13 protein-coding genes are annotated in these 17,443 nt (G+C 34.1%); 4 read left to right on the top strand and 9 right to left on the bottom strand.

Going from position 1 to position 17,443, the window contains the following annotated elements; translation table 11 throughout:
• Window positions 1-184: 184 nt before the first annotated feature.
• Complete coding sequence (locus ACZ2G0_RS15045; RefSeq protein ID WP_470308328.1) at window positions 185-1,021, bottom strand: ABC transporter permease; 837 nt, start codon at window positions 1,019-1,021, stop codon at window positions 185-187.
• Between the two features lie 3 nt (window positions 1,022-1,024).
• A complete protein-coding gene (locus tag ACZ2G0_RS15040; protein WP_470308327.1) occupies window positions 1,025-1,939 on the bottom strand; it encodes an ABC transporter ATP-binding protein in 915 nt (304 codons plus the stop codon).
• Window positions 1,940-2,198: 259 nt separating this feature from the next.
• Between ACZ2G0_RS15040 and ACZ2G0_RS15035 the strand changes: the two genes are divergently transcribed.
• Window positions 2,199-3,263 (top strand): hypothetical protein, encoded by a 1,065-nt coding sequence (locus ACZ2G0_RS15035; protein WP_470308326.1) that lies wholly within the window; start codon window positions 2,199-2,201, stop codon window positions 3,261-3,263.
• Window positions 3,264-3,312: 49 nt separating this feature from the next.
• Window positions 3,313-4,188: a hypothetical protein gene (locus ACZ2G0_RS15030; RefSeq protein WP_470308325.1), complete on the top strand. Its 876-nt coding sequence runs from the start codon at window positions 3,313-3,315 to the stop codon at window positions 4,186-4,188.
• Here the strand turns inward: ACZ2G0_RS15030 and ACZ2G0_RS15025 are convergent.
• A complete protein-coding gene (locus tag ACZ2G0_RS15025; RefSeq protein ID WP_470308324.1) occupies window positions 4,171-7,899 on the bottom strand; it encodes a metallophosphoesterase in 3,729 nt (1,242 codons plus the stop codon). The genes ACZ2G0_RS15030 and ACZ2G0_RS15025 overlap by 18 nt on opposite strands.
• Window positions 7,900-7,924: 25 nt before the next feature.
• On the opposite strand from ACZ2G0_RS15025, the gene ACZ2G0_RS15020 reads away from it, so the two are divergent.
• Window positions 7,925-9,115, top strand: coding sequence for a Pycsar system effector family protein (locus ACZ2G0_RS15020; protein WP_470308323.1), 1,191 nt, complete (start codon window positions 7,925-7,927; stop codon window positions 9,113-9,115).
• Here ACZ2G0_RS15020 and ACZ2G0_RS15015 read toward each other — a convergent pair.
• The 6 genes from ACZ2G0_RS15015 to ACZ2G0_RS14990 form a co-directional block, all read right to left on the bottom strand.
• Window positions 9,112-11,481 carry a GAF domain-containing protein gene (locus ACZ2G0_RS15015; RefSeq protein WP_470308322.1) on the bottom strand — a complete coding sequence of 790 codons (2,370 nt, stop codon included), beginning with the start codon at window positions 11,479-11,481 and terminating at the stop codon, window positions 9,112-9,114. The genes ACZ2G0_RS15020 and ACZ2G0_RS15015 overlap by 4 nt on opposite strands.
• A gap of 138 nt (window positions 11,482-11,619) precedes the next feature.
• Window positions 11,620-12,678: a nucleoid-associated protein gene (locus ACZ2G0_RS15010; protein ID WP_470308321.1), complete on the bottom strand. Its 1,059-nt coding sequence runs from the start codon at window positions 12,676-12,678 to the stop codon at window positions 11,620-11,622.
• Window positions 12,679-12,756: 78 nt separating this feature from the next.
• The gene (locus ACZ2G0_RS15005) at window positions 12,757-13,116 is read right to left on the bottom strand and encodes a four helix bundle protein (RefSeq protein ID WP_470308320.1); all 360 of its coding nucleotides are present in this window, start codon (window positions 13,114-13,116) and stop codon (window positions 12,757-12,759) included.
• Window positions 13,117-13,172: 56 nt separating this feature from the next.
• Complete coding sequence (locus ACZ2G0_RS15000) at window positions 13,173-13,712, bottom strand: IS1096 element passenger TnpR family protein (protein WP_470308319.1); 540 nt, start codon at window positions 13,710-13,712, stop codon at window positions 13,173-13,175.
• 232 nt (window positions 13,713-13,944) lie between these two features.
• Window positions 13,945-14,340, bottom strand: a complete 396-nt coding sequence (locus ACZ2G0_RS14995) for a hypothetical protein (RefSeq protein WP_470308318.1) — start codon at window positions 14,338-14,340, stop codon at window positions 13,945-13,947.
• A 61-nt stretch (window positions 14,341-14,401) separates the two neighbouring features.
• On the bottom strand, window positions 14,402-14,959 hold the full coding sequence (locus tag ACZ2G0_RS14990) for a sugar O-acetyltransferase (protein WP_470308317.1): 558 nt from the start codon (window positions 14,957-14,959) through the stop codon (window positions 14,402-14,404).
• Window positions 14,960-15,236: 277 nt separating this feature from the next.
• Here ACZ2G0_RS14990 and ACZ2G0_RS14985 point away from each other — a divergent pair, with 277 nt between their 5' ends.
• The gene (locus tag ACZ2G0_RS14985) at window positions 15,237-17,396 is read left to right on the top strand and encodes a TonB-dependent receptor (protein WP_470308316.1); all 2,160 of its coding nucleotides are present in this window, start codon (window positions 15,237-15,239) and stop codon (window positions 17,394-17,396) included.
• Window positions 17,397-17,443 lie beyond the last annotated feature (47 nt).

Here is a 17,443-nt window from a genome sequence, read left to right as displayed (position 1 = left end):
CTGTTTAATTAGTTCTCTTATTGTTAAAGTTTAAAACTATGTGTAATTTCTGTTTTTTCTCCCTCTGACTTTTAGTTTGATATTTCAAGAATTTATGCTCGCAATTGCAAATGTTTTCCCAAAAGGGTAAAAAGGCCTTATTGCAGCAATCAACGTTAATAAATAAGAAACGTATAGCTGATTATTATAAGTCTCTTTTTTTAAGCAGTTTATAGGAAAGTGCCGTAAAAATAAAAGACCAAGCTAGCACAATTACTATTGCAGAAAAAGGTACGCCATAATCTTTGATATCATCCACACCAAGTTGTGTTCCTATATTTTTAATCAAATTTAATCGCGTAAAAGGCTCTACAATAAGATTAGACATTGATTCCAAAGGAAAGAACTGTGTTATATATCCTCCTATTTTGCTATCTGGAAATATTTGAAAGACTAAAAGACCTTTAGCGATGCTTTCTATGATTCCCCAAATGAATAAAAATCCTATCGCAAAAGCAGAGCGTTTCACAAGAATTCCTAAAAATAAACAGAAGGAGAAAAAACCAACTAGCTTTACAAAAAAAGCGATGATGTATTCCAAGCTCGAAAAGACTATACTTGTTTCTGTATAGGATGAAAAACTATATCCGAGTAGTAAACTTAAAATGAATACAAAGATTGTCGAACACAGGGCGAAGACAATTATAGTGAGGAATTTAGAAAGAATAAATTCTTTTTTACTCATTCCGTCAATTAAATTTTGCTTTAAGGTTCCATAGCTATACTCATTTGCCATCATTGATACAATTACAATAGCAAGAAAGAATTTTAGCCATGCAGCAATATACGTGTTAAAATGCCATATAAAAGGGAAGTTAAAGATCCCCATTTCGGCAAAATGTAGTTTTATTGCACCAATTTCAAATTTTATGGAAGCTATTAAAGCAATAAATGATAGTAAGATAAAGTAGCATAGAGTTAGAACTTTGCTAGCTTTATTCATCCATATCTTTTGCAATTCTATTGATAGTAATCGTTTCATGAATTAGTTTTTATTATTTGATTTTGATTGGTTTGTCAATTCTAAAAATTGCTCTTCGAGACTGTTTTTACGTTTTACTAAGTAACTAAGGACGATGCTGTTTTCAAACAGAAAGCGGTTTAGTTCAGCAGCTTCAAGTGCAGCATTTAGGTAAACGTATAACTTGTTTTCTTCTTCTTTGATACTATCCACCGCAGGATGTTTAAGTAACACTGCCTTTAAAATTGCATTGTCATCGGCCTGTAGTTCAAAAAAACCTTCGTTAGCAGTCATTTCGTGAACGCTTCCTGCGTAGAGTACTTGACCTTTCCTTAAAACTAAAACATGAGAGCAAACTTTTTCGACTTCGTCTAATAGGTGAGAGGCAAGTAAAATGGTTGTTCCTTGTGAAGCAATTTTCTTTATAATATCTCTAATTTGATGAATTCCTTGCGGATCTAATCCATTAGTAGGTTCATCTAAAATTAAAATTTCGGGATCATTAAGTAATGCAGATGCAATTGCTAATCGTTGCTTCATACCCAATGAAAAAGAACTAAACTTACTGTTTTTTCGTTCTTGTAAGCCCACCAATTCTAGTTTTTCTTCAATTTTAGCGTAAGATATGTTTTTGATTTTACATACTAATTTTAAATTCTCAACCGCTGTCATGTAGGGATAAAAGTTAGGTCTTTCAATAATCGCCCCTACTTTTTTTAGAGCTTCGTGCGTTTCTATTTTGCCACCAAACCAGCTGTATTCGCCTGAGGTTTTATTGACTACGTTTAGAACAATCCCTAATGTTGTTGATTTCCCACTACCATTCGGCCCTAAAATACCGTAAACGTGACCTTTTTGTATATCAAATGAAACATCTTGCAGTGCTTGTAGACTGCCGTAACGTTTATTGAGGTTTTTAATTGAAAGTATTGTTTCCAAATTTTTGTCTTTTAGTTTTAAGTAAGACGAGTGATCGTACTAATTGTTACTATCATATGTAAACTTGGCTTTTTTTTGCTTTAAAATTCGGGACAATTTTAGCACAATACTAATCGTTGGTTTGCAATTCAATTTAGTACTACTATCTATAAATGATAATTTTAAGTTAGTTGATCCTTTTTTTTTGGAAATAAGTAGTTGGGTATTTATTCTTTTTTGGTTGTAAATTGGCGTAAATTTGCATTTTATACTATTTACCATGAGTGATTCTAATATACTTTTTAAAAAACCATCTTATCCAATAAACAAGTTACTTTTTGATTACCTAGAACGATTTGATCGTATCTCCAAGGTTTCAGTTTGTTATGATGATTTACTGCGGTTTTCAGGAGCTATTAATGTTTATGATAAAAATGATCAGGACACCTTGTGGGCAAGAGTTTTTTACAATGAGTTTGAAAGAAATGAAATTGACCTTAATCTTAAAAAAATATACTCGTTGCTTCACTCAGATGGTAATGTAGATATTATTAAGTTTTTGAATGTCGATGCGATTGATTACTGCACCTTTGGGAATTCAAAACCCTTTAGAGTAAAAGTGAGAAATATTCTAAATGATAATTACACCCATTTTTATGTCAAAAAAGCTGATGCTTCTCGTATTTATGGATTAGAATTAGAACATATTTTATCTCCTGATAAAATAAACTTTTTAGTGTACGAGGACACATTGATCGAAGAGCACATTATTGGTATTCCGGGTGATGTATTTATGGAAACGCTTTTAACGAGTTGTACAGAATCTGAGAAAGCGCAAATTGCCAAAGAGTTCGTTAAATTTAATGAACGTTGCATGATTAGACTTTTGGGAGATATGAGAGCTTACAATTATGTAATAGTTCCTATTCACGATTTTGATCAAGTGGTTTATAAAATACGCCCCATTGATTTTGATCAGCAGTGCTATGAAGGGAATTTTAAGATTTACAGACCTCAGTTTTTTAAAGAGAACTTACCAATGGTTAAGCTAGTTCGCGAAAAATTACAAGATAGTTCTATTGAGCAGTATAAAAATGAAGAGCGTGCTGCGCTAGCAAAAAGAATTATATCTGCTGAAAACCGTATCAAGAGAATTTTGAGAATTATGGGTCAGGATAATATTGCTCCACCAGAGCATATAGAACAACTTAAAATGGATTTATACCGTTACACTAACGATATGAATTTTAAAAATGCGAAACGAATGGGTAATGTATTAAGTGCAGCATTTAAGTTTATTACTAGAAACTACAAACATGCAAATCCATTCAAACCTGGTTTTTAATTGGTATGATTTAGTAAACAGCATTTCTAATAACAAATAAACTAGAGTAATGAGATTCCCCATTTTACTATTATTGTTAGTTTCTTTACTTTCATGTAAACAAGAGTCTATCATTTTGACTAAGCGTTTTGCTTTACCCAAAAAGTTAAAGGAAGTTTCTGGAATTATCTTTTCAGATAAGTCAAAACTTCTTTATGCTGTGGAAGATAGCGGTAATGATCATGTTATTTATGGCTTGAACAGTGAAGGTAAGCTTCAACACAGTATCAAGGTGGTCGATGCAACTAATGTCGATTGGGAAGATATTACTAAAGACCAGCTAGGCAATTTATATGTTGGAGATTTTGGTAATAATGACAACGAACGCAAAGATTTGTGCATTTATAAAATAGCTAAAGATTCCTTGGGCAAAACCGAAACTTTTTCGACCTACAAAATCTCATTTGCTTACCCGGAACAGACTAAGTTTCCGCCTAAAAAGAAGGAGTTATTTTATGATGTAGAAGCATTTTTTGAGCACAAAAATAATTTCTACCTTTTTACTAAAAATAGGAGCAGTTCATTTGACGGAACCTCTTTTCTCTATAAAATTCCTAATAAGGCAGGTTTTCACCAAGCCCAATTAATTGGAAAATTTAAAACGGGAGGCAGTTTTTCAGAAAATGCTATAACTAGTGCAACTCTTAGTCCAGATGGAGCAACCGTAGTTTTATTATGCCATGCTAAAGTATGGTTGTTTACCGATTTTATTTCAGATAATTTTCTTTCGGGGAAGGCAACTGAATTTCAATTAAATCACTTTTCACAAAAAGAAGCAATTTGTTTCAAGGACAACTCCACTTTACTAATAGCTGATGAAAAGACCAAAAAAATTGGAGGTAATGTCTATGAAGTTACCTTGCAGCAATTAAAAACCCAACCCTAGGCCAAAGGTAATACGAGCCTCATCATCAGCACTTTTAAAATAAGTAAGTCTAGCAGTTAATTTATTTAAACTGTTTAGCCATAAGCCGCCACCTACTGATTGGTGCCATTTATTTGAAGATTCTCCATCAAGCCAAACTCTACCGTAGTCATAGCCGCCAAAAACACCAAAAGACATTGGCACGAGGCTATTGTTTATATTGCCTAAGGAGTATCTTATGTCAGTTGATTGAAAAAAGGATTGATTACCTAAAAAGCGTTGGTTTCTAAAACCTCTTAGATCATAATCACCTCCTAAACTTGCCCCTTGATAAAACTCATAATTACTATTTAAAATGGCTTTCGCTTTCAATAAAGTGGCCACAATAAGTTTTCCTTTTGAATCAATTCGATGGTTAAAATTAAGCTTAGACTCTATTGTTGCAAAGTTGCGCTTGGTATCTTTTAAATTGATTTTCCAACCTCCATCTATAGAAAAACCCATACCCAAAGTAGGCAAGGAGGGATTGTCATAATTTTCGAAACTGTATTTTAGACTTGCTCCTGCAAATTGTTGGCTGTTAAAAACATCGGGTGATACTTGGCCAGGTATCGCAATAAAACGATTCATCGTTTGTTCAACATCATAACTTTCGAAACTCGTTTTTAAAACTACTGTACTTCCGTAAAGTCCTATTTTTTTAAGTTGAGGTTCGGCTTTCAGAATTCTAATTCGAACGCGGTTATAGTCCATTCCTTCTGCTTCCTGCGGATTAATTGTATTATTACCGTCTCCAAAGTAATTAATAGCAAAATTAGGACTCGTCACCTGTGTGGCTAAATCTAGATTCCACTGTCCTATTATTTTAGGTATTTGTAAGTTGTATAATAATTCGAACCCTCCTGTAGCAAAATAATAATTCCCTTTAAGGATGTGCTTCATAGTGTAAGGGCTTTGCTTAAAATGGTTGACGGTATAGTTTACGCTTGCGATAAATTTTAAACCATCATCAGGATTAAAGCCAATGGTAGGTATGCCAGAGAAAGCGTTGTACTTTGGCTTTTTGTAGTCGTATAAATTAGTAAGGTAATCATCAGTCAACAATTTTTTAGTTTTAGAATCGACATTGAAGGTATTATCTTTCGATTTAAAATCAATTATTTGAGTTTTTTTTCCTTTTGCGACAGTGTAAATATCATTATTTTGTCCCCCAATAAGTTTAATGTTGAAGTTTGATTTTGAACTTCCTGTTATTTCAAACTCATCATCATCATCTAAACCATAAATCCAAATGTGTTTAGTATTTGAATGGTTCAATTCCTTAGTGTACGACAACACATCTCCTTCTTTTTTTATACGATAAACGCTAACGATACTGTTGTTTTTTGAGAGATGATTGATGCTAAATTTATCTTTTTTATTAGTTCCAACAATAATAGCCGTTTTTAAAAGTACCTTGTTGTATGCAACTGCATATTTAGGCAATTGCGCTCGCCTTTGTTTTAAATTCAGTTTAATTTTTGAAATCGTATAATCCTGAACCTCTTTAGGAATATTGTCGAAGGCATGATCAATTGTCTCATTAGATAAATGATCTTGAATATACTTTGCTTGAGTTAACCAATCTTTTTCGGTACTATTTTTCAATAATGCAAGGTCGAGAGAATAGGCTTCTCTATTAAACCACTTCACGTTTTTTATATCCTCCTTAAAGGTTTGCATGTGTCGTAAAGCCGGAATATTCATTAAAACAGATAACAGTGCTCCATCAAATTTTGAAAAGGCTTGATCGCGATCTCGAGGGATTGGTTTGTAGACTACTTGATCTCCTTTTTTGTACTCAGCCCAGCGCCATTGATCATAATGTCTGTCCCAGTCTCCTATAAGTATGTCAAACAGCCTCGCTTTAATATATTCATCTTGATCGATAACATATTTTTCATCTTTATGAAGGTTTTCTAATACATCTTCAGTACTTAGGATTGCATCCGGTTTTCCGAAGGCTGTGAGGTCTTTTTGTCCGTCAGATGGTCGTTCTTCTACTAAATATAGCTCATCACCAAATTCATTATTAAATTCAACTAACCCTTTTTGTTTAGGAATATAGAGTAACTCAGGATTAGTATGTAAAACACCTATTTCTTGGGCAAGATTACCTACTCCAAGTGGGGCATAAGGATGAGCTGTGGTGTAAAAGTCATATAAGAACCCTTCGGCATAGGTATTCCTGAAATCGTCCTCGACATATTGATCCTTGAAAGCAACGCTTTGTAAAAAGCGGCCAACGCTCTTTTTTACAGCTCTCATGACATATTCTTTGCCTACAGAATCAACTAATCGCAATGATCTTGATTGATGGCCTCCTCCCGCTCTTACAGGGGTTAAGCCACCGTAAATGGTGTCGAGTCTAACAGTTTTAACATTGATGGGTAACCCGTAGTAGGCTCTGTAATGAGTTCCGAAAAGCAAACGGTAAAAACCACTTTTTTTGATCATTTCAGGAGTATAGACCGCACTTTTAATGGTAGATTTGATCGTGTCAGGATAGGTAATCACTACTTCTTTTTTAGGAAAAAATATTCTTTTTTTAAATAGTAGTTGCGTTTCTTTGGCTTCTCTACCAAAAAAAGAAACATTGGTTTCGCCGCTTTCGTAGACATCTACTATTGCGTAACCATTTTTACCATAGGAGAAATCATTTTCATTTATTGCTCTTGCTGCCTCAGATTTAGACCCAGCACCGCTAATTATTTGCTTAATATTTTCTTTCTCAACGTATTGTAAATTATGATCGTGTCCCGAAAAGACTACTACATTGTTATGACTTTGTAAAATAGTTTTTATACGCTTTGCGTACGTGTTGTATTGTTTATTTTGTAAATCTTGCGGGCTAATTCCAGATGTTTTTCTTACCAGGTTAATGATTGATCCCACAACTGGTAATGGTATGTTTTGTTCTAAAGGGAAAAGTTGTTTTCTAAGCGAGAATTGTCCTCCGTGAGTACCATTACTCATTAAAGGATGGTGCATCGCAATGAAAACTATTTTGTCTTTATTTTTAGTTAGTACGCTTTCTAATTCTTCAAAAAAAGCTTCTCGACTTTTTATAGGGCAATCATCATTTATTGTGGGTGATTTATCCCAATCCTCTAGAAACCATTGACTGTCTATCGTAACTAAGCAAATGTTGTCAGAGACAGCTTCATCCTCGATTGCACAACCGTTACGTGGCGAAAACGCTTTCTTTTCGTCTAAATAGGTTTGGACAATTTTCTCTTGTCTTTCTAAACCTTTAATCCCACTGTACCAGTCGTGGTTCCCTGGGATAAAAACAGTTTTTCCTTTAAAACCAGTTGTGATTTGCAGTTGATTTTTTAATTTGTTTAAAGCAATCTCGTAGTTTGCTTTGTCTTCCTCTGGAGGAACTCCTTTTGGGTATACATTATCACCTAGAAAAAGTAAGGTGCTTTTTTTTCCTGCTTTACTTAGTTTATCTTGTAATGATTGTAGTAATAGTTTGCTGTTTACTTGATCAGCGTTACCCGCATCACCAACTAAATAAAAGGTATGTGCAATTTTGGAGCTGTTACTTTCGTTATCGCTATTCGAGTTTTTATTGTTTTTACCAAGTTGCACCTGATTAGTAGCGCATGATTGCAGTAATAGGGTTGAGAAAGTGAAAAGAAGGGATATATTGCATTTGAAGATTCGATTAATTGGAAACAATTTCATATTTTAGTTGCGTAAAAAAAATTTAATGAATCTAATAGAACAAGCTGAAATTTTCGTTTGTAATTTACTCAAAGATAATCTTTCTGTTTCATATACCTATCATAATTTCAGTCATACTTCTGAAGTAGTGAATGGGGTAAAAAAGCTTGCTGTTGCTGAAAATCTCAGTGAATTAGATTTAGAGATGGTGCTAATTGCAGCTTGGTTTCATGATACAGGTTACACGAATGGATGCGATAAACATGAGAAGTCAAGTGCAGCTATTGTGACTGAATTTTTAAAAGAAAAAGAGAAATCAGCTGTATATATTTCTACCGTTTGCGATGTAATCGAAGCTACAACTTACGATCATATTCCTACTACAGTTCTCGCCAAAGTAATTAGAGATGCCGATTACCATCATTTTGCATCCAAGGATTATTTTGATTGTTGTGAATTGCTAAGAGAGGAATGGCGTATAATGCGTAATTTAGAATTTAGTGATTTAGAGTGGGCAAAGGAGAATTTAAAGGTTTTAAAAGACAATCATATCTATTACACTGCTTACGCAAAAACACATTGGGAACCGTTGAAACAAAAAAATATCCGTTTGATCCAAGAGAAAATAGAAAAATTAGAAGTGAAAAATAATAGTATTTCAAGGGTTGAAAAAGGTAAGAAAAAGAAATCTAAAACAATAAAGCCTGACAGAGGAATCGATACTTTGTTTAGAGTGACCTTGAGTAATCATACGCGACTAAGCGGAATTGCTGATAGTAAAGCAAATATTTTGTTATCGGTTAATGCGATTATAATTTCAATTGCTTTATCATCTATTATTCCAAAATTAGATAGTCCTAGGAATTCGCACTTAATTATTCCTACTTTTATTCTTTTGATATTTAGTGTGGTGTCTATTATTTTCGCTATCCTTTCTACAAGACCTAAGGTCACAAAAGGAGTTTTTACGAGGCAAGATATTGAAGATAAAAAAGTGAACCTTTTGTTTTTTGGTAACTTTTATAAGATGCCTCTGGAAGAGTACGAATGGGCTGTAAATGAAATGATGAAAGACAATAAATACCTATACAATTCCATGATAAAGGATTTGTATTTTTTAGGTATTGTTCTAGAAAGAAAGTATAAACTATTACGAATTACCTACAATATATTTATGGTAGGGCTTATTGTTTCGGTGATAGCTTTTGTCATAGCGTTCAACTCTTCAAGTATTTAGTTTAGTTCATCTAATAGTTCTTGATACGAATATTTTTTATCAGAGATTTGCTCTTTTGCATTAGCAACTTTTATTCTAATTGCTTTTAAACCAGAGACTCCTTGCAATTCCTCGACGTCAAATTGTTCAATTTCAGGTTCTAATATTTTTTTGAATTGTAGAAACTTAATATATTTTAAGTACTCAGCTTGCTCAAATGTATGAGAATAAACAATGGTTATTTTTTCTGATTGTGTAATTCGTTCTTGAGTACCTTTAATATGTGCTTTATCGATGCGTTTTTTTACGACTTCATAGCGCGCATTGTAAGTTCCATCTACATCAAATCGCTTTTCATCCATTCTGAAACGGATAGAAATTGGAGAGCTAAAAACAAGAATTAATGATGTCACATCTAGATTATAAGGTAAAGCTGATTTAAGTTGATGATGTTCCAACTCCATTTTACACATTGTTTGTAATTGCCATAACCTCAAATTATTTAAATAAAGTAAATCAAAAGGCTGTGTAGGTGTTATAGAGGCGCCTATGTACATGTTGTGCTCGACACCATCGGTTTTGAAACGTTCAAAATAATGCGGAAAAATAGTTTGTGCCGCAACTTGCTCTCGATCTATAATGCTGGACATTTTTTTATTGATAATAGACATAGCATCATCAAACTTTTTCCTAGAATGATAAAATAGCGCTGTTTTTGGATCTAAGTCATTAAAATATGCAGAAATTAACGGCAAAATTTCCTGGTCATCCTGATAAGTGGTTATAATAGGATGTATTTGATTTTTAATATAATTTTGAATCTGTTGTTCGGTATCTGCTTGTAATTCGGTCTCTAAACTGGTGATATAGGAATGCATTTCAAACTTTCTTTGCTCTATGATAGAAAGTTCATTAGTTGTTTTTAAAGTTTTAAAAATTTCCAATAGGCGCTCTAATTGTTGAATTAAATCCGTTTTAACGGTTTCATTTCGATGCTCGGAGGAGCTTTTAATATCAATCTGTCCGTAAAGAGGATATAATTCCTTGAAAACTATTTCTTTAAAAATGTATTCTTTATTAGATACATTATTTTGCAAATACTTGTCGACTTCTGTTTTAAATTTCCAATACACACTAGAATGAATAGCAGTATATTCTCTCTGAATTATGGCTTCGACTTGATTTTTTAAGTCACTATTGTATCGTTCTAATGTATCAACTATGTAAGGTAATATTAAGTCTAAGTTGTTTGCATTTAGTGAATTAAGTTCGCCTATTTGAGACGAAACTAATTCCATTATACCTAAAAGTTTGTTGCCTTTTATGACAGGTGCCAAAATGCAGCTTTGAATGCCTTGTGATAGTAAATGCTGTGCAAATCCTTGATTGCTTTCGGTCAGTCCAAAAGTCGTTACATTCGAAATGCTAAACGGCTTTTTAGACTCTAAAATGTTTTTGAGAGAGCATCCAAAAGTTGTGTTCTCACAATTAATTTCCTCATTATCGTTCAAAATAAAGCTTTCTATAGCATTACTATTAAATGGTGGCTTGGTAAACTTGTTGTCTTCCTTATTGTACATAATTAGACCCACCCTTAGATCAGGAATTTTAAAAATAGATCTAAAAATATCTTGGGTATTTTCGTCGATTTCGTTTTGCTGCTGCTCCGTTTTTAGTAAACTGCTTTTTAAATTTGAAACGGCACTTTCGACAGTTGCATTAAATAACGTTACAATTCCAAATCCCTTTAAAATCCAACTGTCTTGCGGAAATTTTTCTTTCCACAAATTTATATTGTCATAATTATCCCGAAGTAATTCAATGTCTTCTTTAGTTAATGCTACTGCTTTATCAGTGGGCATTATCTCTATAAAATCTACGTTATATAAAATTCGAAAATGTTTGTGGATACCATTAGCATCAGGAATGTCATAGAAAAGAGGTCTGCTAATATCGAAATGTTGCTTGTAGCAAGTGTTAAGAATTAGTATACAGCTCATGATATAAAATTCGTCACTGCTAAAATCCCTAATTGTCATGTCGAAAGAATCTCCAGCGTCTTTTAGAATTGTTTTAAACCTTTCCGTAAAATTAAATGTTAGGTTTTGAAAAGGAATGGTAACAGCCTTAATTTCATTATTGGTTAAAGCTGTAGGGAATAAATCAGCAAGTAAATTACGAATTAGATCCCTGTGTTGCTCTATTGTCGACAAGTCAGAAATTCCTGTCCTGAACTCAGGGATCGGCTCAATTTTAGCAAGTAGCGCTTTGGCGTAATTAGAACGATAATCAACATCAGATTCGGCAATGCTTTCCATAGACTCAATGAGTTTGTGAAAAGAAATCAGCGTTTTAAATGGACTTTCTTTGAATATATTGATGTTCATGGTAGGGAAATGTGGCTGCAAATTTACAAATAAACCAGCGTTACAGGTCTATGAAAGATACAAAAAAATCCCCAATTAAATTTTAATTGGGGATTGAAGTTATTACTAGTGTAGTTAATACAAAATGGTTTTTATGAATTAGTTTTTTTCTTCTTTATTGAAGTAAACTAGGTAATAATACATTTGTTTTTCCTCGTCCCAGCCTTTTTCAACATATTTCTCAGCACTTTCAGGATTGATAAAATCCATCTTGATCTGAATATTAGTATCCAAGTTGATTACATTTTTAATAGACTTACGCGCATCAGATACGGCTGCGTTTGCAATAGGAAATGATGTTACATCTTCGATACTGTATTTCTCACCTTTATCGACTTTATAGTTTTTAAACTCCGGAATCAAATCAGGATTGTCTAAGACTTCATTCAAAAAGTTAGTTTCTTCGAATTGATCGTTCTTTGCAAAATAATTTACCGATCGGTTCATGAACATTACTTCTTCTTTCTTGTCTTCAGCAGGAAAAACAACGTCTTTGGCAAAGTTTTGACAAAATTTCAAATACTTTTTAGTAATAAAATTTTCATCCTCAAAAGCATCTACTGATAGGAAGTGTTCTAACCAATAACGAGCATCATAACGGTTACTGTCAACAGTTAGGATTTTATAACCTTCCTCTTTTTTGTGATTAAAAATGATACAACCTTTGTCTAATTTACTCAAGTTTACCCCTTGTTGTAAAATCATTTCTAGGTGTGTTCCTTTCTCTTCAAACTGTAAAAAGTCGGCTTGTAATTCACTTTTAAAAATTCCGATAGCGTCTACTGGATTATTATCAATGTTTACATTTGTTAAATAAGTAACATAAACTTCTCCGTTTTTGATATGTGGATGGTTCGATTGCTCAAACAAATGCTTCGTGATTTTTTTTGACGTTTCATGCAAAGCAGATGGATTATCAAAAATTTCAGATGCATATTTAAACATGTCGTTGTAGTCTAAATCGACTTCATGAGCAAACTGATAGTAGTTTTCTTCTTTCTCTCTAAAAGGTTTCAAGAAAAATTCCTTCATCAATGGAACAATTTCGTCATTAAGACTAAAAGGTTGTTCTGATAAAAAAATAGCTTCGTTACGGCTTTTGTTTCCCACTCTGTGGATAGAAAGCGTCTCGATGTGCGTGTTAAATAGGTTGATCATTTGTTTATTAGTTTCAAAGTTTCAAAGTATCAGAGTTCCAGAGTTTCAAAGTGGTTTCGCTGTGCAGAATAAATTCAATTATAAAGTTGTTTTTATTTTCCGCGAAAAAGCACTTATCATTCTTTCAATTTCCCTACTGTCTTCGTATAATTTGTTAAATTGTGTTTGGTCTATATATTTTAAATTGTATGCAATTTCTATTTGCGTTTGCATTTCAAATAACGACGCAATAGCTATATTCAAAAATTTTAAATAATCTTTGTTTCCATGTCGACCATAACCTTCGGCTATGTTGCTTGGAATTGAAATTGCACTTCGCCTCAACTGCGAGGTGAGAGAATAGATTTCAGATTTAGGGAAATTATTAGTTACTGCATAAATATCAGTTACAACTAACATTGCTTTCTGCCAAATTAATAAGTCTCTGAAGGTTCCCATATATTCTTATCTACTTTGTGACTTTGAAGCTATGTAGCTCTGAAACTGTTCTAAGTCTAATTCCAATTCTCCTCAAACCCATAATCCTCAAAACTATCATCACCTTCGAACATATCTAGATCATCTTCATCTAATCCATCTTCATAATCGTTGGCATAGTCATCGGCATTATCAGCTTCAAAGTTTTTTTCCATGGCTTCATCAGGCATTTCACCATGTGAAAACAAAGTTTCAGGATAAAAATTACCCGCTTCTTCCTCTTCGATAGCAGCAAGTTCAACAAGGAATGTCCACATATTGATAAAATCATAAACGTAGATAATCTTTGTATTCTCGTCGTCTAAAATGTCCGATAATTTATAATCGCTCATTATTTTTTGTTCACCTAGAACATCTCCGGTGTCAAAAAGCGAAATTTCATCTTCCTGATTCCAAGTTTCATCACAAGTGTAAAAAGAGGCCACTTCCATACCGTCAAATCCAAATGAATTGAAGATCGCATTGTGTAAGTCTTCTAAAGTGTCTTCAGCAAGTATCGCGATATCTCTAAAAATATCTTCTTCGGCATCTAGAATAACTCTGAATTTGTAAACCATAATCTTTGTTTTTAATGAGAGGTCAAAGGTAAAATTTAATTTTAGATTTTACTTTTGGAATTGCGTTTTGTTGATAAGATTTTCTCTTAAAAATTCTTTTCGAACAGCCAATGGCTAATCTTACCAACTTGAATCTCATCGCTTTTTTTAAACGAAATAGTAGTAATTTATGAATGATTATTTGGCAACATAAAGCATCAAAAAAGCCTAATCAACTGATTAGGCTTTACTATTATTTTTTTGACTCTGAACAAAGTCCTACTATTTCATGAAACACATCATGCATTTCAGTTAGTTCTTTCACAATGCTTTCATTAGATCCATTACCCATAATTAGAGCATTCAAACCAATACTTTGTAATTTTAATTTTTCACTAGCTTCTAGGATTGCTTTTGTTTTAAATTCTGCAGGCTTGGGAGCGGTCAATAAAGCAGCAGCTTTGGTCATCATTTCTTCTGATCGTGCTTTTATAGGAGCTAAATTTCCTTCCTCAGCAGGATGAAAGGTGGCTGACATTACATCATGAAATTCTTTTATTGCGGGCCATTTATCAAATGTAGATTGTGCCGAAACCGAATTAGCCATGACAACTAATGCCAAAATTAAGAGTACTTTAAGCTTTTTCATTATCTTTTATTTAAGTTGAACATTGGATAACAAATATAGCACATTTTAGTTTTCTATATCATTAATTATTCAACCTCCGAATCACTTTTGCTGGATTGCCCACAGCAAGCACATTTTCAGGAATATCCTTCGTAACCACTGAGCCAGCACCTATAACTGATCCTTTTCCTATCGTAACTCCGGGACACAGCACCGTATTGCCACCTATCCAGCAATCATCTCCTATTGTTATTGGTAGTGCATTTTCTAGTGTTCGTCGCAAATCAGCCTCCAACGGATGCGTAGCCGTGTACAACTGCACATTTGGCGCAAAAAACACATTTGAGCCTATCGTAACCGGAGCAGAGTCCAGCACAACGCAGTTCACATTAAAATATACATTGTCGCCACAAACGATATTGTAGCCGTAATCACAATGAAATGGCGGTTCGATATACAAATTAGAGCCTGCGTTTGCAATCAATTCGGTAATGATTTCTCTCGCTTTTTTCGTAATTCGGTACTCCGTCACATTCAATCGGTGCAATAAATTCTTGGCACGGCGGCGGTCTTTTAGTAATGTCGCATCTCCTGAATTGTAGTATTCTCCAGCAATCATTTTATCTTTTTCAGTCTTCATTTTCTAATTTTATTTTGGGCATGCCCTCCGCAACCCCGATAGCCATCGGGGTCGGTCGCGCTATCCGTTTCAATCTTTTTTTCGGCTACAAGCCTCATAAAAGGATTTCCACTACTATCCCTCATGCAAACGAAGGCAGTAAACTAGCACGATTCGTTGTAAATATAATCTAAAATTAAAAGTGCAACAACTCATCCTCTTAATTCAACAGTTTAGTTTCATTAAATTTCACGAGAGTTGGTTTGCTATTACTTTTGGACAATCAAAATCAAACCAAATGAAATCACTTTTTACCTTTACCATTTTACTTTTTGCTTCAGCGGTTTTTGCCCAATCGACCCTTTCAGGAAAAACAGTCGACAAAAAAGGGAAACCTATCGCAGGAGCCAACATCTACATTGACGGTACTTACGACGGGGCAACTACTGATGAAAATGGACAATTTTTATTTACAACCACGGCAGTTGGACAGCAAACATTGGTGGCAAGCTTTTTAGTATATGAAACCACAAGAACAGTTATTAACGTTACTGATTTTAAAAACCAAACGATTGTTTTAAGAGAAAGTAGCAATACGCTCGATGCCGTTGTTATCTCTGCAGGAACCATGGAAACTGGCGATAAAGCGCGAGTAGCTGTTTTAAAACCATTAGATATAGTAACAACTGCAGGTTCAGCAGGTAACATTATTGCCGCGCTACAAACCTTACCAGGAACCCAAAGTGTAGGTGAGGACGGACGCCTTTTTGTGCGCGGTGGCGAGGCTAATGAAACCCAAACATTTGTTGACGGCATTCGCGTAGCGCAACCGTACAATGCGACAATTGGCAATGTGCCTACGCGAGGGCGTTTTTCTCCCTTTTTATTCAGTGGAATTGCGTTTTCAACGGGAGGCTATTCAGCTGAATATGGCGAAGCGCTTTCGAGTGTACTGCTTTTGAATACTTCGGATAATCCAGATCAAAACAAAACCGAAATTTCTCTTATGACTGTAGGTTTAGGTCTAGGAAATACCCAAAAATGGAATAAAAGCTCGCTAAGCATTAATGCTTCCTACATAAACCTAGCGCCCTATCAAGCCGTTATTCCTCAAAATGTGGACTGGAACAAACCTTTTCAGTCTTTGTCAGGTGAATCGGTTTATCGGTATAACTTCAATAACGGAATCTTAAAAGTTTACGCTGCTTTTGATTCTTCAAAATTGGATATCAATCAAGACAACATAAATACACCTAACAAAATAAGAGTTGGAATCAACAATGACAACTTTTATTTCAATACGTCATACAATGGGCGTTTTGGAACCGGATGGCAAGTGGTTACGGGTTTAAGTTACGGTTACAGTAAGAACCAAATAGGGCTTGATTTAGATAATGTAGTAAACGATGAGAATGCGGCACATTTAAAATTAAAACTAAAAAAGAACTTTTCTAATTATTTTAAACTGTCTTTTGGAAGTGATTATTTCATCACTAAATTCGACGAAAATTTCAAACCTAATTTAGGTACAGCAGCTAATACGGGGTATAATTCCGCTATTGGTGCGGTTTTTACGGAGGCAGATATTTTGTTTTCGAAAAAAGTAGCTGCTAAAGTCGGTTTACGAGCTTCGTATAATAACTTACTTGATGAAACGGCTGTAGCGCCAAGAATTTCGATGGCGTATAAAGTGTCAAAAAACAGTCAGTTTTCGCTAGCTTACGGAGATTTTTTGCAAAGTCCAAGTGTAGATTATATCAAATATTCAAAATGGCATCAGTTCGAAAGTGAGCGAGCGTCGCATTATATTCTTAATTTTCAATACAGTAAGGACAGTCAAACTTTTAGAGCCGAAACCTATTATAAAGCCTATGCTAATTTAGTAACATACGATACCCCTTCGATTGCTTTCAACTCCCTGTTTACAAATAATGGATCGGGCTATGCCAAGGGATTGGATTTGTTTTGGCGCGATGGAAAGTCCATAAAGAATTTAGAATATTGGCTTTCCTATTCGTATATCGATACCAAAAGAGAGTACAGGAATTTCCCAACGGCAGCCACACCTAGCTTTGTAGCAGATCATTCTTTGTCATTGGTTACCAAATATTTCATTACTGATTGGCGTTCTCAAATTGGTTTTACGAATTCCTTTAGCTCAGGTCGTCCCTACAATAACCCAAACGAAACCCAATTTATGAACGGAAAAACGAAGGCCTACAACAACCTAAGTTTTAATTGGGCCTACTTAATCAGTCAGCAAAAGATTTTATATTTCTCGGTATCTAATGTATTAGGAACTCAAAATGTTTTTGGGTACGATTATGCTCGAAATCCGGATAGTAATGGTTTTTACAATCGTAAAGAGATAATCCCAACCGCTGATCGTTTCTTTTTTGTTGGTTTCTTTTGGACAATAAGTAAAGATAAAAAAGACAATCAGTTGAAAAACTTATAATAAGTCTCAAGCCTAAAAGTCTTTAAGTTTATAAAGTGATAGTGCTG

Source organism: Flavobacterium sp. KKT103, from assembly GCF_055640565.1.
The sequence above is the reverse complement of the archived record's forward strand: the minus strand, read 5'-3'. Positions and strand labels throughout refer to the sequence as shown.